Genomic DNA, 19,158 nt, shown 5'->3' on the forward strand with positions numbered 1-19,158 from the left:
ATGACGGTTTATCTTTTGCTGGCTTTAGGTCTAATCATTCTCCTCTTCGGTGGAAAAATCCTAGTCGACGGAGCTTCGTCGATCGCTCTAAAACTCGGAATGAGTACGGGGTTAATTGGACTGACAGTAGTAGCGTTTGGCACTTCCGCGCCCGAACTTTTGGTGAGTCTAACGGCAGCTCTTAAAGGGAACAGCGAGATCGCTATTGGAAACGTGGTCGGGTCCAACATTGCAAATATCGGCCTAGTACTAGGAATCAGCGGCCTTTTCTATCCGATCGTCATCCGAAAAAGCCATGTTCGTTTTGAATACGCCATGATGGTGCTAGTAACCCTAGTCTTTTACTTTTTGAGCTTGGATTTAAAAATCTCCCGAATCGAAGGAAGTATCCTTTTTGTTGCATTTGTAGGATTCAACGCCTACCTCTTTAAAAATATCGGCAAGGGAATTCAGCCGGAAAACGAACTAGTCGAAGAAGAAATAGAGGAGGTTAAGAACTACTCTTGGATGGGATCCATTGGGCTTTTTGTTGGCGGCATCGTAGGGCTATATTTTGGATCAGAGCTCCTGGTAAATAACGCTGTGGCGATCTCAAGGGAATTTGGCGTTTCCGAACGGGTCATCGGGGTCACAATCATCGCAATTGGCACCAGCCTTCCAGAGTTGATTACCTCTATAATAGCAGCTCTGTTCAAACGGACCGATTTAGCTTTGGGTAATATACTGGGAAGTAATATTATGAACATCCTATCTATCATAGGGTTAACTGGAATCATAAAGCCGATCTATATCTCCGATGCGTTTATCCAGTCGGATTACCTTTGGATGATTGGGATTTCAATTCTTCTTTTTCCTCTGATGAAGACAAAAATGCGTATATCCAAGGTCGAGGGTCTGATACTTCTCATTGCCTATATCGCATATTTGGTTTTCCTGCTATGAACGAGTCCTTGATCACCTTCTTTGGGATCTATTTTCTGAGTATGTTCAAATTCATCGCTGGTCCTTTGCTGGGCAATGCAGCCGGGTATAGCATCTGGAAAATCGTCTTGGTTACCGTTTCGGGTATGATGACCAGTGTGTTTATTTTCACGCTCTTAGGCATTCAGTTCAAAAGAATCCTGGCTCTCAACACAAAAAAGAAAAGCCCGATTTTCTCAAAAAAAAATCGAGCTATTGTCCGACTTTGGGCAAAATACGGCGAGATAGGAATTGCTTTTGTCACCCCAATCCTACTGACTCCCATCGGCGGGACACTCATCTTGGTTTCCTTTGGCACCAAGAAACGAAAAATATACTTCCATATGCTGTGGAGCGCCCTTTTGTGGTCAACAGTATTTGGACTTACTATTGATAAGATTCTTCAGATTCCCTTCTTTAGTCGGCTATTCGGGTAGACTTTCATCGGGTAGAATCTCTATATCCTGAATCAAAACCCGGTTTGCAATTTCCTGTCCGGTCAAAGTAGCGGCAAGCCCTCCCATGGCTGTTTCTTTGTACCTACTTTCCATGGACGACCCAATTTCCCCCATCGCTTCGATACACTCATCCACCGGGATCACGGCATTCACATTTGCCAAGGCGATCTGCGCCGAGCTGAAGGCAATAGCAGCGGCACTGGCATTTCGCACCACACAGGGCACTTCTACCAAGCCGGCTACTGGATCACACACCAGCCCAAGCATGCACTGAATCGTGATCGCTACGGCGTTGAAGATCTGGTCCACGGTCCCCTCGAGAGCATAAACGATCGCCCCGGCAGCCATCGCCGCCGCTGAACCTGTCTCTGCCTGACATCCGCCCACGGCTCCTGCCAAGCTTGCTTTTTCCTCGATAATCAATGCGATACCCGCTCCGATCAGCAGACCTTCCAAGATTTTGGAATCCGGCAAGCCGTGGATTTCCTGTAGCGTCACCATTGTACCCGGGAGAATCCCGGAAGCCCCCGCTGTAGGTGCGGCGACCACCCTACCCATACAGGAATTGACCTCTTTGGCGGCGAGGGCTCTTGAAATCAATTTTTGAAATTCAGGAGAAAGCACGGCCAAGGGATGATTGTAAACCTTTTTCGCCCCATTGTTGATCATGCCCGATCGCGACGTCATTTCGTCCTCTAAGCCAGTTTTGACGGCCTCTTTCATCACTGTGTATGCGTGCTGAAGACCAGTCATTATTTTTTCCTCCGAGGAATCTTTCTGATCTACCTCATACTCTATGACCGATTGGACGAGGCTGACGTCAGCACTCTCGCAATACTGTTTCCAGCCCTTGAAGCTTTCAAAAAGATAGGACATACATACTTGGGTTTATAGATGTAGAAGTAATCGGTCAAGGAAATCGCTCCTCTCAAAAGTTGAAATTAACCGTCTGCAGAATCGCAGGATCCAAGCTTAATGCCACGGGACAAGTACGGGCAGCGTTTTTAAGCTTTTGGATCAAAGCGGAGTCAGACACTGGACTATCCCAATGAAAATCCACCACAATCTCCTGAATCTTTCTGGGTGAAGCCTGCATGATCTTGGTCACTTCCCACGAAAGCCCTTCCAGATCTACCCCGTCTCTCGCTGCCACGATCCCCATGATGGTCACCATGCAACTCGCTAATGCACTTGACACCAAGTCGGTAGGAGAAAACGCCTCTCCCTTACCGTTGTTGTCCACTGGTGCGTCTGAGATTATTTTTGTACCGGACTGGAGATGCTCAGATTGGGTTCTCAAATTCCCTAAATACGAACTTTTTATAGTGGGCATAAACTCTTACTTTTAAAATTCAGTTAAATACTTTAAGCCAAAAATAGGGCAATATTTTCGACCAATTCGAATGGGCAAGCTGAAATTACTCTCCTCTCTTTTCTTTCTGTTTTCGTTTACCACTGTTTTTGCGCAGCGCGAAGACGTCGGCAACTATGAATATGACAAAGAATATCTTTTTGGCATCAATAAAAACACAAACGGGGGGTTGATTGGGGGCTTTGTGTTCAAAGCCGGTACACGAATTGACGACTCACAGTTTTCTTTTTGGGGAATCGAGCTTTCGAATGTGAAAAACCCGAAAGAGGCCCGATACCGAACTCCCCTCGGAAACAGCTTTATTTTTGGAAAGTCCAACTACCTATATGCGATCCGCCCTCACTATGGACGAGAGATAGTCCTTTTCAAAAAAGCCCCCAATCAGGGAGTTCAAGTCAGCGCCCTTGCCGCTGTAGGGCCTACCGTTGGAATTATAGCACCCTATTACATCGAATATTATGTCAATAGAGTGGAAACAGTGACTGTACAATTTGACCCGGAAATTCATCAACGAGGAAATATCTTGGGAACCGGCAGTCTCCTAGAAGGAATCGGGCAATCGGAAGTGGCATTTGGTGCAACTTTAAAAGCAGCTCTGATGTTTGAGTTTGGAGTGTTCCGAAGCAGTGCCTCGGGATTGGAACTGGGCTATATGCTGGAAGGATACAACAAAGAGATCCCTCTAATTCCAACCACTGAGAACAACCAGATCTTCCAATCTGCCTATTTCACGTTCTTCTACGGTTTCCGGAAGTAAATGAAATTGGGATTTGGGCCTGCCTGAATTACCTTTGCAACAAATCCGAAAGTGATGATTGAATTACCCGTAATATCCGAAGAGGCAACCCGTCGCAAAAAGCCAGATTGGCTGCGAGTGAAGCTGCCTGTCGGAAAAGAATACGCCAAAGTCAGAAAACTTGTCGACGAGCATAAACTCCACACCATCTGTGAAAGCGGCAACTGCCCAAACATGGGAGAATGCTGGGGAGCCGGGACAGCGACTTTCATGATCTTGGGAAATGTCTGTACGCGCTCTTGCTCCTTCTGTGCAGTAGCGACGGGAAGACCGCCGGAGTATGATACCGATGAGCCAAGACGAGTGGCTGAAGCTATCAAGCTCATGGGCGTGAAGCATGCCGTCATTACCTCGGTAAACAGAGATGAATTGAAAGACAAAGGAGCTGAAATCTGGTACCAAACGGTCGTTCAGACCAAAGAGCTTTCTCCCGCCACCACCATCGAAACACTCATTCCGGATGTTAAGTCCAATTGGGACGCTCTATACAGAATGATCGAAGGAGGCCAGGAAGTCGTCTCTCACAACATGGAAACGGTCGGAAGCCTTTACCGGAGAGTGAGACCTCAAGCTAAATATGAGCGCTCTCTGGAGCAGATCAAGCTGACCAAAGAATTTGGCAAGCGAACTAAGACGGGCATCATGCTCGGTTTGGGAGAGCAAAAGGAAGAAGTCCTGAAAGCGATGGATGATTTGGCGGCAAACGGCTGTGACATCCTGACTTTGGGACAATATCTCCAGCCAACCAAGATGCACATCGAGGTGGCGGAATTTATCCATCCAGATCTCTTCGCAGAATATAGAGAAGAGGGGTTGGCAAGAGGATTAAAATACGTTGAATCCGGGCCATTGGTGCGATCCTCCTACCATGCAGAGAGGCACGTAAACGTCTAAATCAGCAAAAAAATTTAAAAGCTCGTTTTGCAACGAGCTTTTTTTATGCTTATATTTTTCCAACTAAACATCTTACACGACATAATATGCAAGTAGTCAACAGAATAGGAGTCGGTTCAGCCGCCAAAGTTTATGGCCTCACGTTAGGCTTATTGGGCATTTTTATCGGGATAATTTATGCGCTTATGTTCTCTCTTATAGGAGGATTAGGCGATGGATTGCCCTTATCAGATTCGGGTGGACTTGGAATTGCTATGCTGATCATAATTCCAATCTTTTACGGCGTAGTCGGGTTTGTCATCGGCGCCTTGGGAGCGGCAATCTATAATTTTGTCGCTAAAAAATTTGGCGGACTGGAAATCGAACTTTCCGAACCCAACCAAATACCGGCCGACTAAAACGACAAGAGGCCGCCGATGGCAGCCTCTTGCATTTTTTTTGGGAACAAATCCTTAAGCTAGCTCCGATGTCTCTGCGTATTCCTCGACTGGAATGCAGCTACAAACGAGATTTCTGTCACCGTAGGCAGAATCGATTCTTCGCACAGTTGGCCAAAACTTGTTTTCTTTCACATAGCTCAATGGGAACACTGCTTTCTCTCTGGTGTAAGGAAGAGTCCACTCGCCGGTCAGTACCATCGTAGCGGTGTGTGGCGCATTTTTCAACACGTTTTCAACCCTGTCAGCTTTTCCATCTTCGATCTCTTGGATCTCCGCACGGATAGACAGCAGCGCATCACAGAACTTATCCAGTTCAGCCTTGGTCTCTGATTCGGTCGGCTCGATCATCAAGGTCCCAGCAACAGGAAAAGAAACTGTCGGCGCGTGGAAGCCATAATCCATCAGTCGCTTGGCGATATCTTCGACCTCAACTCCCACTTCCTTGAAAGCTCTGCAATCCACGATCATCTCGTGTGCAGCGCGGCCTTTGGTTCCCGTGTAGAGAATCGGGAAATGTCCACTCAATCTTTCCTTAATGTAGTTCGCGTTCAAGATTGCCATCTTGGTCGCATTGGTCAGGCCGTCTCCGCCCATCATCGCGATGTAGGCGTACGATATTGGCAAGATGCTCGCGCTGCCGTAAGGCGCTGATGAAATAGCTGAAACCGCAAACTCTCCGCCTGTTTTCACGATCGGGTTTCCGGGAAGGAAAGGTGCCAAGTGGCTAGCCACACAGATTGGGCCCATGCCAGGTCCACCACCACCGTGAGGAATACAGAAAGTCTTGTGCAGGTTTAGGTGACAGACGTCAGCGCCGATGCCTCCTGGGGAAGTCAATCCGACCTGCGCATTCATGTTCGCGCCGTCCATGTAGACTTGGCCGCCGTTTTCGTGGATGATACCGCAGATCTCGCGGATTCCCTCTTCGAAGACGCCGTGAGTAGAAGGGTAAGTCACCATCAGGCAGGATAGATCATTGGCGTGTTCAGCTGCTTTTGCTCTCAAGTCGTCGATATCGATGTTTCCCTTTTCGTCGCACATCACCAACACCACTTTCATTCCCGCCATGACAGCAGAAGCAGGGTTAGTCCCGTGAGCGGAGGTAGGAATGAGAGACACATTTCTGTGGCCTTCGCCGCGGCTCATATGATATGCTCGGATGACCATCAGGCCAGCATACTCTCCCTGCGCGCCAGAGTTTGGCTGAAGGGAAGTATCGGCAAAACCGGTGATCTCAGTCAGCCAAGTTCTGAGGTTAGTGAAAAGCTCCTGGTAACCCAGCGTCTGGTCCATCGGAGCAAACGGGTGAAGCTGACCGAATTCCGGCCAGGTCACTGGGATCATCTCCGCAGTTGCATTCAGCTTCATGGTACAAGAACCCAAGGAAATCATGGAGTGCACCAGTGAAAGATCCTTATTCTCCAATCGCTTGATGTATCGAAGCATTTCATGCTCGGAGTGGTAGCTGTTGAAGACCGGATGCGTGAGGTAGTCTGACTTTCTCTTCAGGCCTTCGGGAAGCTCCAACTCCAGGTTTGCCACCAGTTCATTCAGATCCAACGTATGCTTGCCTTCTTCTGCTGCGAAAATATTCACAATGGTTTTGACATCCTCCAAACTCTTGGTCTCATCAAAGGTGATGAATACAGAATCCGTGTCGTATCGGAAATTCATCTTTGCGCCAAGCGCCAAGCCTCTCACCCGCTCTCTAGCGACATCGCTCATCTTCACTTGAATAGTATCGAAGAAGCTTTGTTCAGCCACATTGAGACCAACTTGCTTGAGCGCCTGAGCGGTCAATTTAGCCAAACCGTGTGCTCTAAGGGCGATATTCTTCAATCCCTGAGGCCCGTGATAAACCGCGTAGAAGCTCGCCATCACGCTCAAAAGAACCTGAGCGGTACAGATGTTGGAGGTTGCTTTTTCTCTTTTGATGTGCTGCTCCCGAGTCTGGAGAGCCATTCTATAAGCTTTGTTTCCGGCACGGTCGAGGGAAACCCCGATAATTCTGCCCGGAATCTGTCTTTTGTAGTCGTCTTTGGTTGCGAAAAATCCAGCATGCGGTCCGCCATAGCCCATCGGTACGCCAAATCGCTGCGCTGAACCTACGACCACGTCTGCTCCCATTTCTCCCGGAGCGGTCAGCAATGTCAAGGCCAACAAATCCGCCGCAAATGCGGTAGTGACTTTGTTCTCTTTTGCGGAAGCTACCAAGGCCGAGTAGTCGGAAACAGCTCCGTCAGAGTTGGGATACTGGATCAAGATCCCGTACAACTCGGGATCGGTCAAATCCAAATCGGCCAATGATCCAACAACCAGCTCAATTCCGATCGGCTCCGCTCTGGTAGACAATACAGCCTTGGTCTGAGGGAATACCTTTTCGTCGACGAAAAACTTATGGGCATTTTTCTTCTCTCTCGGCTTGACCGCATGAAGCATGTTCATCGCTTCTGCAGCAGCGGTTCCTTCATCTAAAAGCGAGGCATTCGCGAGTTGCATTCCGGTCAATTCCATGACCACAGTCTGGAAGTTGATCAGCGCTTCCAAACGACCTTGGGCGATTTCGGCCTGATAAGGCGTATATGCTGTGTACCATCCTGGATTTTCCAATACGTTTCTAAGCACGACCCCAGGTACGATGGTGTCGTAGTAGCCCAAACCGATGAATGATTTGAAGACCTTGTTTTTGGAAGCCAGTTTCTTGAAATCAGCCAAAAACTCGGACTCCAGCTTCGCCTTCGGAAGGTCCAGTGGACGCTTGGATTGAATCGATTCCGGGACGGTCTGGTTAATTAATTCCTCAAGGGAAGAGGCTCCGATTTTCTCCAACATTTCAGCGATTTCCGCTTCTGTCGGGCCGTTGTGTCTGTTCTCAAATTTGACAGCGTTAGAAAGATTGATCTGCATAAAGTACGTTTGGGTAGAGTGACGTATTTGGGTTTGAAATCATCCTGATTTTAAGAGCGCAAAGGTACGATTTCTCCAAGCAAAAGCCTTTGAGGCAGGCTAATATTTTCCTGTGTCCGACACCTTATTGACGGGCGGTTTTTCCAAGGGTTAAAAATTTACCTAGTTTAGCGCCCTAATCACAAAATTGTATGAACAAAGGATTAATTCTAAGTGGCGCTTTGGCGGTAGGATTGGCTCTGCCAAGCTTTGCCCAGGCACCAGCGCAAGTGAAGTATGCCAACACGATCACCGTGGAAGATCTGACCAAAAGACTGACCTATCTCGCCTCCGACGAAATGAAAGGCCGCGATACCGGTTCGGAAGAGGGGAAGATTGCAGCAAACTACCTTGCCGACTTCTATAAAAGCCTCGGGTTTGCAGCGCCTGTCAATGGCAGTTACCTTCAAGCTGTTCCTTTGGTAAGCTCCAAATACACGAAAGTCACCCTTCAAGTCGGCAAAGCGAAACTGGTTGAAAACCAAGATTTCGTGTTTGTAGGCGACGGAGATATGGCCAAAGCCGCAAAAACCGAATTGGTCTTTTTAGGACTTGTGACCGATGAAAATCTGGCAAAAGTAGATATCAAAGGCAAACTTGTCGGCCTTTGGGCTGTCGGTGTCCGCAGCAATGATCTGGTCACCAAAGTGATGGACGCAGGTGCTGCCGGCATCGTGATCGTATCGATGGAAGGCCAGGCCAACTTTGACCGGATCGCCGGCAGATACAAGACCTTGTCAGACAAAGGCAGAATCGGATTCGATGAGGAAACCAAGCAAAGACCAATCTACATGGTCAGCTCAGATAAGATGGGCCAGCTTTTTGGAACTCCAGTGGAGACGCTAAAAGAAGCCGCCAAATCAACTCCTGAAACCATCGCTTCGCAAAAAGCTACCTACCAAGTGGTGAAAACCAAAACTCCGGTGGAGGCTTACAACGTGATGGGCTATCTCGAAGGAACTGACAAAAAAGACGAAGTAATCGTCATCTCCTCGCACTACGATCATGTGGGCGTGAGCAGCGAAGGCGAAGTCTTCAACGGTGCAGATGACGATGGCTCCGGCACAGTCTCCGTAACGGAGATTGCTGAGGCATTTGCTTTGGCTGCCAAAGATGGCGTCAAACCAAGAAGAAGCATCCTCTTCCTGAATGTGACCGGTGAAGAAAAAGGCCTTTTAGGATCGGAATACTATTCAGAAAACCCGATCTACCCGCTGGCAAACACCGTGACGAATATCAACATCGACATGGTCGGCCGTATCGACTACGAATACGACAAAGAGGAAAACAAAGACTACGTGTACGTGATCGGCTCTGAGATGCTTTCTTCTCACCTCAAGAAAATCAACGAATACAACAACATCACTTACACCAACCTGACCTTGGACTACCGCTACGATGCTGCAGACGATCCGAACAGATTCTACTACCGCTCAGATCACTACAACTTTGCGAAGCACAACATCCCCGTGATCTTCTTCTTCAACGGCGTGCACGACGACTACCACCAGGTGACTGACACGGTGGACAAGATCGAGTTTCCGCTGATGACCAAGCGGGCGCAGCTGATCTTCCACACCACTTGGGATCTCGCCAACCGCGAGCAAAAACCTCCTGTGGACGGCAGTAATACAAGAACAGACAGATAACAAAAAAAGGCTCCCGAATGATTACGGGAGCCTTTTCTATTTGCCTTTATTCTTCTGATTCTTCGTCTTCAGCTGGTTTCTGTTCGGCTTCTTCGTGTGTTTTTTGGCTTTCACTTTTTCTCCTTTGCCAATATTAGCTTTTGGGGGGATCGCCTTTTTCTCATGAAATGCCCCTTTGTAATCCGGATTGTCCCGCTGCTTCAGTCGATCGAGTTCTCTCGCGTAGCCTTGCTTTTCTTCAAAAGGAGTCTCAGGGACGTCCACCTTGCCAGGAATCGGCAACAGGTCTACCTGCATCCGGATCATATCTTCGATGCATTCAAAGTGATAAATCTCGGCAGGATTGACAAAAGTGATGGCCTTGCCTTCATTCTCTGCACGGCCGGTTCGACCGATTCGGTGAACATAATCCTCATAGATTAGCGGCACGTCAAAATTGATCACGTGGGAGACCATCGTCACGTCCAGTCCTCTCGAGGCGACGTCGGTTGCCACCAAGATCCTGACTTCGCCGCCTTTGAAATCCTCCATGGAGTTGATCCGGGTATTTTGGCCCTTGTTGGCGTGAATTACGCGGATCTCGCCCATGTTCTTTCTTTCCAAAAAGCTAAACACGGACTCGGCATTTTTCCGGCTTCTGGTAAAAATTATCGCGCGGTTGATCTCTTCATTTTCCAACAAATGAGCTAAAAGATTGATCTTGGTCTTGATGTTGGGCACGTGGTATTTGACCTGAGCAATCGTTTCTGCAGTGGTCGCAGAGGGAGTGACTTCCACTTTTTCAGGAAACTCCAAAAACTCGGCAGAGAGGGTTTCGACTCGGGCACTGAAGGTTGCGGAGAAAAGCAGGTTTTGTCGTTTGCTCGGGATGACTTCCAAGATCGACCGGATCTGAGGCATAAAACCCATGTCCATGATCTTGTCCGCCTCATCCAAGACCATAGTCTTGATCTCCTTGGGCAGGATATTCCCTTTTCGGTACAAATCCATAAACCTGCCCGGGGTAGAAATGATGATATCTACGCCGGCAGTGATATTCTCAATCTGAGTCTTGGGCCCCAATCCTCCATATAGGCTGACGATCCTGAGGTCTGTGTTCTGAGCCAATTGCTTGGCAACTTCCTCGATCTGCATCACCAGCTCTCTGGTCGGCGCTAAGATTAACGCGCGGGGATGTTGTCCTTGCGCATACTTCACTTTCATCAGGAGTGGCAAAATGTACGCAGCGGTCTTCCCGGTCCCGGTTTGTGCTACACCGAGCACGTCGTGTCCGGCCAAAGCCAGAGGAATGGCTTTCTGCTGAATCGGTGTCGGAACGGTATAGCCCGCAGAAGCCACCGCATCCAGCAATTGCTTGTTTAGCTTAAAAGCATCAAAACCTAAGGCCTCATCACTCATGATTGTTATTTTTGGAGAGAAATCTGTAATCGAAAAAGAAAGAAACGATGAAAAGTATCCTGATCACCGGCGCAAATATAGTCAATGAAGGCCGGATTAGCCCGGGCGATGTTTTGGTCAGGGATGGCCGGATTGCAAAGATCGGAGCAGACCTGAGCAGCGAATCTGCTGACATCCACATTGATGGACGGGGCAAACACCTTTTCCCAGGCGTGATCGATGATCAGGTACACTTCCGCGAGCCCGGCCTGACACATAAAGCTGAGATCTATACGGAGGCCAAAGCCGGAGTTGCCGGTGGGACGACTACCTTCATGGAGATGCCCAACACGGTGCCGCAGTCGGTGACGATCGATCTCTTGGAGCAAAAATACACCCGCGCATCCGAAGTGTCACTTGCTAATTATTCATTCTTCTTTGGCGCCACCAATGACAATCTCGAAGAAATTTTGAAAGTGGACGCCGAAAACGTCTGTGGAGTAAAGATCTTTCAAGGCTCCTCGACCGGCAATATGCTGGTGGACAATCCAGAGGTTTTGGAGCAGATCTTCAAGGAATGCAAAACGCTCATCGCCATCCACAGCGAAAATGACAACATCATTAAGGCCAACCTCGAAGAGTTCAAAGCGATCTACGGCGAGGACATCCCGGTTAAATTCCACCCAAAAATCCGATCGGAAGAGGCTTGCTACGATGCCTCCAGCCGTGCGGTAGCCATGGCCAAAAAGTACGGAACCAAGCTTCATATCCTCCACATCAGCACTGCCAAGGAACTGGAGCTTTTTGACAATTCCATTCCTCTGGAAGAAAAACGCGTAACAGCAGAAGCCTGCATCCACCACATGTGGTTTTCGGAGGAGGACTACACCACCAAAGGCAATCTGATCAAATGGAATCCCGCTGTCAAAACGGCAAATGACCGGGATCAAATCTTTCAGGCCATGCTCGACGACCGGATCGACGTGATTGCAACGGATCACGCGCCTCATACCTTGGAGGAGAAATCCCTTTCGTACTTGAAAGCTCCTTCCGGCGGCCCCTTGAATCAACACAGCTTGGTAGCGATGCTGGATTTCTATCAAAAAGGAAAAATCAGCCTGGAGAAAATCGCCCAGAAAATGGCTCATAATCTGGCCGTCCTTTTTCAAATCCGTGAAAGAGGCTACATCCGCGAAAACTATTTTGCGGACTTAGTGCTCGTAGATCTCGATTCTCCCTGGACCGTTTCGAAGGAAAACATCCTCTCGAAATGCGGTTGGTCACCCTTCGAGGGGCACACTTTCCGCTCCAAAGTCACCCACACGATCGTTTCCGGACATCTGGTGTACGAAGAGGGCGAGTTTCACGAGGAAAAGAAAGGGGAAAGAATCACTTTTTCGAGAAATAATTGAAACTGGTATTGCGCCAAGTAGTCATAATTATTACTTTTGCAGACCATTTGAGAATAACCTTTTCAAATAGTCCACACGGTGATTGTAGCTCAGCTGGTTAGAGCGCTGGTTTGTGGATCCAGAGGTCGCCGGTTCGAACCCGGTCTTTCACCCAAACCCCTCTTATAGAGGGGTTTTTGCTTTTTATACTAGGTGCAAGTTGGCACAGCATTTGACAAAACAGAAAAAACTAAACCACACTCAGATGTTTACTTTGTACAAATCCTCCCCCAAATTCCCGGTGGTGAAGCCCGTAAATATCCGGCTCGTCCACAATTATTTCGTGAAATTTGAAGAATCGCTCAGGATTTTTGAAGAAATCCAGCGGGAAGCGATTCACTCCTGAAACATTTTACTTCTGCATTAGGAAAGGTTATGGAAACATAACCTTTTATTTTTTCCGCATAATTTTTCTTATCGATGCAAAGCTCTATTTTTAAATTCTTACAATTTTTCCCCTATGAGTTATATCCACTTTGATAAAACCCAATTAATCAATCTGAATTACTCTCTTGAGAGGGAGACAATTCGGACGAATCGGTCAGGTGCCTACACCAGTACTACTATTATCGGATGTAACACACGAAAGTACCACGGCCTCCTCGTCGTGCCGCAGCCGCAGATCGATTCGCAAAACCACGTCATGCTGTCTACCGTCCATGAGACGGTCATCCAGCACGGCGCGAGCTTTAACCTCGGCATCAGCAAGTTTCCGGGCAACTACTCTCCCAGAGGGCACAAGTATTTGGAGGATTTCGACTCGGAGCCGATTCCAAAACTGACCTATCGCGTCGGAGGGGTCGTGCTGCAGAAAGAGCTGATCCTCGACACCAACCGCGACAGAGTGATGCTCCGGTACACCCTGTTGGAGGCCAATTCCAAAACTAAAGTCCGGATCCAGCCATTCCTTGCTTTCAGAGGCTATCACAGTCTGATAAAAGAAAACGACCGGATCGACAAGAATTTTGCGAAAGCGCCAAATGGCGTGAGTTTCAAGCTGTACCCACAATATGACCCGCTGTTTCTCCAGCTCTCCAAAAAGGGTGAGTTCATCTCTAAGCCCGAATGGTATCACAATATTGAGTACATCCAGGAACGTGAACGGGGCTACGATTACCAAGAAGACCTTTTTGTACCGGGCTACTTTGAATTTGACATAGAAAAAGGCGAGTCTGTCATATTTTCAGCAGGTCTGACAGAAGCGGATCCTTCGACCCGCCAAAATGCCTTTGACAAAGAAATTTCCAGAAGAATCCCCAGAAATAATTTTGAAAACTGCCTGAGAAACTCCGCAGGACAGTTTATCCGCCGTCGGGATGGAGACACCCGGATCATCGCCGGATATCCTTGGTTTGGCTGGTGGGGAAGAGATACCTTTCTTGCGGCACCGGGACTGACGCTGTCGGGAGGCGACACGGCGACTTTTCTGGAGATCATGGATACTATGGCCAGAGACCTGCAGGGACCACTTTTCCCAAACATCGGCAGCGGCGACTTCACTAACATGACCTCAATAGACGCTCCGCTTTGGTTCTTTTGGACCTTGCAGCAATACATCGTCTACACAGGTGACAAGAAAACCATTCAAGACCGCTATCTGGAAAAGCTCCGCGGGATCATCGAGGGGTACAAGCGAGGAACTGACTACAATATTCACATGCAGGCGGACGGTCTGATCTGGGGAGGCCGTCCAGATGTCGCCCTGACCTGGATGGATGCAATCACTTCGGACGGCCCCGTGACTCCACGTATCGGCTGCCCGGTAGAGATTCAGGCACTTTGGTACAATGCGCTGTGCTTCTTCCATGAACTGACGGGAGAGGGGGCTTATGCTGCCTTAGCTTCACAAGTGAAAGAGTCGTTTGACCGGGAGTTTTGGTGCGAGGACGAAGGCTATCTGGCGGACGTCGTCAACGGGGAGGAAAAAGACTGGTCAATCCGACCTAACATGCTCTTTGCGACCTCACTTCCTTACATGATGCTAAGTGAGGAGAAAAACGACAAAATCCTGGAGATCGTCAAATCGAAACTATTGACCACACGAGGACTTCGGTCGCTTTCTCCAGACGACCCGGGATACAAAGGCTATTATTTTGGAAATCAAAACAGCAGAGATCAAGCGTATCACAACGGCACAGTTTGGGCCTGGCTTCTGGGCCATTTTGCCGAAGGCTATCTAAAGCTGCATGGAAAAGCCTCCAAAAACTTCGTCCAGAAAATAATCAAAGGTTTTGACGATGTCATGACTCAATATGGTGTAGGAACGGTGGCAGAGATATACGACGGCGATCCTCCTCACCGACCCAAGGGCTCCATTTCCCAAGCTTGGAGCGTAGCAGAACTGCTCAGAATGATGGACTTAGTCAACAGGATATAAAATGACTTTTTTATGAAAGTGTTAATGTTTGGGTGGGAATTCCCGCCGCATATTTCCGGGGGACTAGGCACAGCCTGCTATGGTTTGGTCAAAGGAATGAACCACCATAACCAGGAGGTCATCTTTGTGGTGCCCAAACTTTGGGGTGATGAGGAGCCTTTGGCCGACTTCGTCAATGCAAGTGACGTCAGGATAGACTATCGGGAAAAACGCTTTAAGAAATTCTGGAAAAACCTTACCTATCTAGAAGTCAGCAGCTTTCTGGTGCCCTACTTAGGCCCTGAAGAATTCAAGAAATTCACCGACTATGCCATCCATGACCGTACGGACGTGGACGAGAGTATCTTTTCCAACAAGTTTGAATTCAGTGGCAAATACGGCAAAAATCTCATGGAGGAAGTCTCGCGGTATGCCTTGGTCGCCGCTCAGATCGCCCGGGACAAAAACAGCTTCGACATCATCCATGCGCACGACTGGCTGGCATTCCCTGCTGGCATTGCAGCCAAAGAAATCAGTGGAAAACCACTCGTAGTCCACGTCCACGCGACTGAGTTTGACCGGTCTGGCGAGACCGTCAATCAACCGGTCTATGACATCGAGCGTGCGGGAATGCATGCGGCCGACCATATCGTGGCAGTAAGCCAGCTGACCAAAAACATCATCATCCGGAAATACGGGATTCCCGCCAGTAAAGTCACCGTACTTCACAATGCAGTGCTCGACGCCAGCATCATCAAGTCAGCATACGAGAAGAAAGTACCTGAGAAAATCGTCACTTTCCTGGGAAGGATCACCTTCCAAAAAGGCCCTGAATACTTCGTCGAAGCCGCAAAAAAAGTGATTGATCGCGATCCGAATGTCCGGTTTGTCATGGCTGGCTCGGGCGATCTTCTCAACAGGATGATTGATCGGGTCGCGGAACTGCGCATGGCCACACGATTTCACTTCACGGGATTTCTCAAAGGAGACGATGTGGATCACATGTATGCGATCTCTGACGTGTACGTGATGCCATCCGTGTCGGAGCCTTTCGGCATTGCACCTCTGGAGGCAGTGAGGCATAATACTCCAGTGATCATCTCCAAGCAATCAGGCGTCGCCGAAGTGCTGAGAAATGCCATCAAGGTGGATTTCTGGGATGTCGATTCGATGGCAGATGCGATTTTTGCGCTGCTTCATTACGATGGGATCTCCCGAATGTTCAAAGAGCTGGGAAGCGAGGAACTCAAAAAATTAAAGTGGGAGCATGTCGCTGCCAAGCTTGTAACTGTTTATGAAAAAACTTTAGCCGAACGATCATGAGAACCATCTGCTTTTACTTTCAGGTGCATCAGCCTTTTCGATTGAAACCGTACCGATTTTTTGATATTGGAGAAGACCACCACTATTGGGATGATTTCTTAAATCGAAATGTGATCCGCAAAGTAGCCCAGAAGTGCTATTTGCCTATGAATGCCCTCCTGCTGGATCTCATCCATCAGTACAATGGCAAATTCAAAGTTGCCTTTTCGCTCTCCGGCACCTTTCTAGATCAGATGGAAGCTTATGCTCCGGATGTGCTCGAAAGCTTCCAAAAGCTCGTCGCGACCGGCCAGGTAGAATTGCTCAATGAGACCTACACCCACTCGCTGGCGGCGCTGAAGAGCAAGGAGGAATTTCACGCGCTGGTGAAAAAGCACCAAGACCGCATCAAAGAACTCTTCAATGGCTATACCCCAAAAGTCTTTCGAAACACCGAATTGATCTACTCCGATCAGATCGGCGCAATGGTGGCCGAACTCGGATATGAGGCAGTGTTGACCGAAGGGGCAAAACACGTTTTGGGTTGGAAAAGCCCGAACTACGTCTACTCCAACGCCATCGAACCGAAGCTGAAAGTTTTGCTCAAAAACTTCCTGCTATCCGATGACATCGCCTTCCGGTTTAGCAATAAGACTTGGGCTGACTATCCGCTGACGACTGAGAAGTTCGTAAAGTGGATCAATGCCATTCCCAAGGAAGAGCAAGTCCTGAATCTGTTTATGGATTATGAAACCTTCGGGGAGCACCAATGGGCAGAGACCGGGATTTTCGAATTTATGCGACACCTTCCGGATGCGGTTCTAAATCATTCCAACTTCGGCTTTTCTACGCCATCAGAAGTAGCTGCAAATGCGGCGGCAGTGAGCAAGATCCACGTGCCGGTGCCGATATCCTGGGCTGATGAAGAGCGGGATTTGACCGCCTGGCTGGGAAATGACATGCAAGATGAAGCTTTTGACCGATTGTATGAACTGGAAAAACTCGTCAAAGACCTGGATGATCCGGAAATCAAACGTGACTGGGGTTACCTCCAGACCTCGGATCACTTCTACTACATGTGTACCAAGTTCTTCTCTGACGGATCTGTTCACGAATACTTCAGCCCGTACGACACGCCTTACGATGCATTCATCAATTTCATGAATGTACTCAGCGACTTCATGCTCCGGGTAAAGCAAAAAAAATCAGAACTCCAGAGCTGAAAAACAGCTGTGTGGATGGCTTTTGAAGCTGAAAATTTCTAAACAAAAAAATCCCAGTGACTGGGATTTTTTTGTTTAGAAATATCTGGGATTAGAAAACGTAACCAAAGACTTCCTTCTTGGTCGGCTTGTAGAAGATCATTCCATTCTCAGGATCTGAATCGTAGATCGGCTCTTTGTCATTCAGTACAATTTTGCCTTCCTCTTTGCCGCTCACCTTGTCTACTTTGACCAAGCCCACACCCTCTCCTACATCGGTCAGGATGAAGGAATAGACGCCCCTATTCATTGAGGCTTTGAACCGTTGATTTGCCACATCGCCAAAAGCTCCGGACATATCTTCGAAAAACTCCCGCTGATTGCCGTATTGCTTACCCAAAGAAGTGTTATTTCCAACATATCCCTGATTGTACGCGGCCGCCGAAGCCATCGCCAGGAGGCCGATGAGCATCACCATCTGAGTGAGTTTTGTTAGTGTTTTCATGAGAAAAATATTTTTCATCAAAACTACCTTCCTCACAGACTGGAGGGAATACGTCGTTTGCCGTATTTGTGGGAACAAAAAAAGCACCTCCGAAAAGGTGCGCTTAGAAATGATGGTAGCATCTATTCAATAGCTCTCCGACTCGTTGGGAAAGTCCTTGGCTTTGACATCGGCGACATAGCCTCTGACTGCGTCCTTCATCACCGACTGCAAGTCGGCATATTGGCGCAAAAAGCGGGGTTTAAATTCCTGAGTGATTCCCAGCATGTCGTGTACCACCAAGACCTGACCGTCCACTCCTCCGCCTGCTCCGATTCCAATCACCGGGATGGATATCGTCTCAGCGACTTTTTTGGCCAAGGCAGCAGGAATTTTCTCCAAGACAATGGCGTAGCATCCGCACTCTTCCAGCACCTTCGCGTCTTCGAGGAGCTTTTGCGCTTCCGCTTCTTCCTTAGCCCGGACGGTGTAGGTTCCAAATTTATAGATCGACTGGGGAGTAAGCCCCAAGTGTCCCATCACCGGGACGCCTGCACTCAAAATCCGTGTCACGGATTCCCTAATTTCAGAGCCTCCTTCGACTTTGACAGAATGTGCGCCTGACTCCTTCATGATGCGGATGGCAGATCGCAGCGCCTCAGAGCTATTCCCTTGGTAGTTTCCAAAAGGTAGATCCACTACCACAAAAGCACGCTTCACGCCCCTTACGACAGAGGACGCGTGGTAGATCATCTGATCCAGTGTGATCGGCAGCGTCGTCTCATGACCCGCCATCACATTGGAAGCCGAGTCTCCGACCAAGATAATGTCAATACCGCCTTCGTCCACGATCCTCGCCATCGAGTAATCGTAGGCGGTGAGCATGGAGATTTTTTCCCCGCGGAGTTTCATCTCCTGAAGGGTATGTGTCGTGATGCGCTTGATATTCGCAGAAGAGTGTACAGACATGGACTTAGTGTAGCTGGACGGAATGGTGGGAACCTGAGACATCGACTTTGATGTGCTCGTTGAACGTGGTCGAAAGCTCAAAGCCGGTGTAGTCCGGTCTGAGCGGAAAGAGTCCATGGCTTCGATTGACCAGCACGGCGATTTCCATCTTTTGGATCTCCCGATCGAGAAATGGCTTCATGGCATAGACCAGCGTCTTGCCGGTGTTCAGGACGTCATCCACCAAAATAATGTTTTTGCTGCTCAGATTTATCGCTTGCGAAAGCTCAATCTCAGACTTGGCGACGTCTTTTTTATCCAAAATCACCTCCAGCACGTCCACCTCGATGGGAGAGATCCGTCTCAGCTCATCGGCCAAAAGCTTGGCCAGCGTCATGCCCATCCCGGTGATTCCGGCAAATACGACTCCGGCTGAATTCAGATTACGCTCATAGATTTCGAAAGCCATTCGGGTGATTTTCTGCCCGACTTGCTTATGATTGAGTACTTCGCTCATAGGATG

The 19,158-nt window shown here is 48.6% G+C and carries 18 protein-coding genes and 1 tRNA gene; 12 read left to right on the top strand and 7 right to left on the bottom strand.

The window, feature by feature from the left end; genetic code table 11:
* On the top strand, nucleotides 1-942 hold the full coding sequence (locus tag G459_RS0103495; RefSeq protein ID WP_026966399.1) for a calcium/sodium antiporter: 942 nt from the start codon (nucleotides 1-3) through the stop codon (nucleotides 940-942).
* Nucleotides 939-1,397, top strand: a complete 459-nt coding sequence (locus G459_RS0103500; protein WP_026966400.1) for a hypothetical protein — start codon at nucleotides 939-941, stop codon at nucleotides 1,395-1,397. Before G459_RS0103495 ends, G459_RS0103500 begins: the two co-directional genes overlap by 4 nt.
* On the opposite strand, the gene sdaAA is transcribed toward G459_RS0103500, so the two are convergent.
* Together sdaAA and G459_RS0103510 are read right to left on the bottom strand one after the other, a co-directional pair.
* The gene (sdaAA, locus tag G459_RS0103505) at nucleotides 1,386-2,294 is read right to left on the bottom strand and encodes an L-serine ammonia-lyase, iron-sulfur-dependent, subunit alpha (protein ID WP_026966401.1); all 909 of its coding nucleotides are present in this window, start codon (nucleotides 2,292-2,294) and stop codon (nucleotides 1,386-1,388) included. The genes G459_RS0103500 and sdaAA overlap by 12 nt on opposite strands.
* A gap of 52 nt (nucleotides 2,295-2,346) precedes the next feature.
* Entirely contained in the window at nucleotides 2,347-2,751 is a 405-nt protein-coding gene (locus tag G459_RS0103510) for an OsmC family protein (RefSeq protein ID WP_026966402.1), read from the bottom strand.
* A 70-nt stretch (nucleotides 2,752-2,821) separates the two neighbouring features.
* On the opposite strand from G459_RS0103510, the gene G459_RS0103515 reads away from it, so the two are divergent.
* The 3 genes from G459_RS0103515 to G459_RS0103525 all read left to right on the top strand — a co-directional run bounded on the left by G459_RS0103515 (nucleotide 2,822) and on the right by G459_RS0103525 (nucleotide 4,878).
* Nucleotides 2,822-3,547, top strand: coding sequence for a hypothetical protein (locus G459_RS0103515; RefSeq protein ID WP_026966403.1), 726 nt, complete (start codon nucleotides 2,822-2,824; stop codon nucleotides 3,545-3,547).
* Between the two features lie 54 nt (nucleotides 3,548-3,601).
* On the top strand, nucleotides 3,602-4,480 hold the full coding sequence (lipA, locus tag G459_RS0103520) for a lipoyl synthase (protein ID WP_026966404.1): 879 nt from the start codon (nucleotides 3,602-3,604) through the stop codon (nucleotides 4,478-4,480).
* Nucleotides 4,481-4,566: 86 nt separating this feature from the next.
* A complete protein-coding gene (locus G459_RS0103525) occupies nucleotides 4,567-4,878 on the top strand; it encodes a hypothetical protein (protein WP_026966405.1) in 312 nt (103 codons plus the stop codon).
* Between the two features lie 54 nt (nucleotides 4,879-4,932).
* Here G459_RS0103525 and gcvP read toward each other — a convergent pair whose 3' ends face one another.
* Nucleotides 4,933-7,827, bottom strand: a complete 2,895-nt coding sequence (gene gcvP, locus G459_RS0103530) for an aminomethyl-transferring glycine dehydrogenase (RefSeq protein WP_026966406.1) — start codon at nucleotides 7,825-7,827, stop codon at nucleotides 4,933-4,935.
* A gap of 191 nt (nucleotides 7,828-8,018) precedes the next feature.
* On the opposite strand from gcvP, the gene G459_RS0103535 reads away from it, so the two are divergent.
* On the top strand, nucleotides 8,019-9,515 hold the full coding sequence (locus G459_RS0103535) for a M28 family peptidase (protein WP_026966407.1): 1,497 nt from the start codon (nucleotides 8,019-8,021) through the stop codon (nucleotides 9,513-9,515).
* Between the two features lie 36 nt (nucleotides 9,516-9,551).
* On the opposite strand, the gene G459_RS0103540 is transcribed toward G459_RS0103535, so the two are convergent.
* Nucleotides 9,552-10,913 carry a DEAD/DEAH box helicase gene (locus G459_RS0103540; RefSeq protein ID WP_026966408.1) on the bottom strand — a complete coding sequence of 454 codons (1,362 nt, stop codon included), beginning with the start codon at nucleotides 10,911-10,913 and terminating at the stop codon, nucleotides 9,552-9,554.
* A 47-nt stretch (nucleotides 10,914-10,960) separates the two neighbouring features.
* On the opposite strand from G459_RS0103540, the gene G459_RS0103545 reads away from it, so the two are divergent.
* The 6 genes from G459_RS0103545 to G459_RS0103570 all read left to right on the top strand — a co-directional run bounded on the left by G459_RS0103545 (nucleotide 10,961) and on the right by G459_RS0103570 (nucleotide 17,224).
* Complete coding sequence (locus tag G459_RS0103545; protein ID WP_026966409.1) at nucleotides 10,961-12,304, top strand: dihydroorotase; 1,344 nt, start codon at nucleotides 10,961-10,963, stop codon at nucleotides 12,302-12,304.
* Nucleotides 12,305-12,381: 77 nt separating this feature from the next.
* Nucleotides 12,382-12,457 (top strand) — tRNA-His (locus tag G459_RS0103550).
* A gap of 91 nt (nucleotides 12,458-12,548) precedes the next feature.
* Nucleotides 12,549-12,689, top strand: coding sequence for a hypothetical protein (locus G459_RS26715; protein WP_157373264.1), 141 nt, complete (start codon nucleotides 12,549-12,551; stop codon nucleotides 12,687-12,689).
* 114 nt (nucleotides 12,690-12,803) lie between these two features.
* Entirely contained in the window at nucleotides 12,804-14,720 is a 1,917-nt protein-coding gene (locus G459_RS0103560; RefSeq protein WP_026966410.1) for an amylo-alpha-1,6-glucosidase, read from the top strand.
* A gap of 12 nt (nucleotides 14,721-14,732) precedes the next feature.
* Entirely contained in the window at nucleotides 14,733-16,022 is a 1,290-nt protein-coding gene (locus G459_RS0103565) for a glycosyltransferase family 4 protein (RefSeq protein WP_026966411.1), read from the top strand.
* Nucleotides 16,019-17,224, top strand: coding sequence for a glycoside hydrolase family 57 protein (locus G459_RS0103570; RefSeq protein WP_026966412.1), 1,206 nt, complete (start codon nucleotides 16,019-16,021; stop codon nucleotides 17,222-17,224). The genes G459_RS0103565 and G459_RS0103570 overlap by 4 nt, the downstream gene beginning before the upstream one ends.
* A gap of 91 nt (nucleotides 17,225-17,315) precedes the next feature.
* Here G459_RS0103570 and G459_RS0103575 read toward each other — a convergent pair whose 3' ends face one another.
* The 3 genes from G459_RS0103575 to G459_RS0103585 all read right to left on the bottom strand — a co-directional run bounded on the left by G459_RS0103575 (nucleotide 17,316) and on the right by G459_RS0103585 (nucleotide 19,152).
* Nucleotides 17,316-17,708, bottom strand: a complete 393-nt coding sequence (locus G459_RS0103575) for a hypothetical protein (protein ID WP_157373265.1) — start codon at nucleotides 17,706-17,708, stop codon at nucleotides 17,316-17,318.
* Nucleotides 17,709-17,834: 126 nt separating this feature from the next.
* Nucleotides 17,835-18,656 carry a 3-methyl-2-oxobutanoate hydroxymethyltransferase gene (panB, locus tag G459_RS0103580; protein WP_026966414.1) on the bottom strand — a complete coding sequence of 274 codons (822 nt, stop codon included), beginning with the start codon at nucleotides 18,654-18,656 and terminating at the stop codon, nucleotides 17,835-17,837.
* A 4-nt stretch (nucleotides 18,657-18,660) separates the two neighbouring features.
* A complete protein-coding gene (locus G459_RS0103585; protein ID WP_026966415.1) occupies nucleotides 18,661-19,152 on the bottom strand; it encodes a phosphoribosyltransferase family protein in 492 nt (163 codons plus the stop codon).
* Between the last annotated feature and the right edge of the window lie 6 nt (nucleotides 19,153-19,158).

The organism is Algoriphagus terrigena DSM 22685 (assembly GCF_000429445.1).
GTDB lineage: Bacteria > Bacteroidota > Bacteroidia > Cytophagales > Cyclobacteriaceae > Algoriphagus > Algoriphagus terrigena.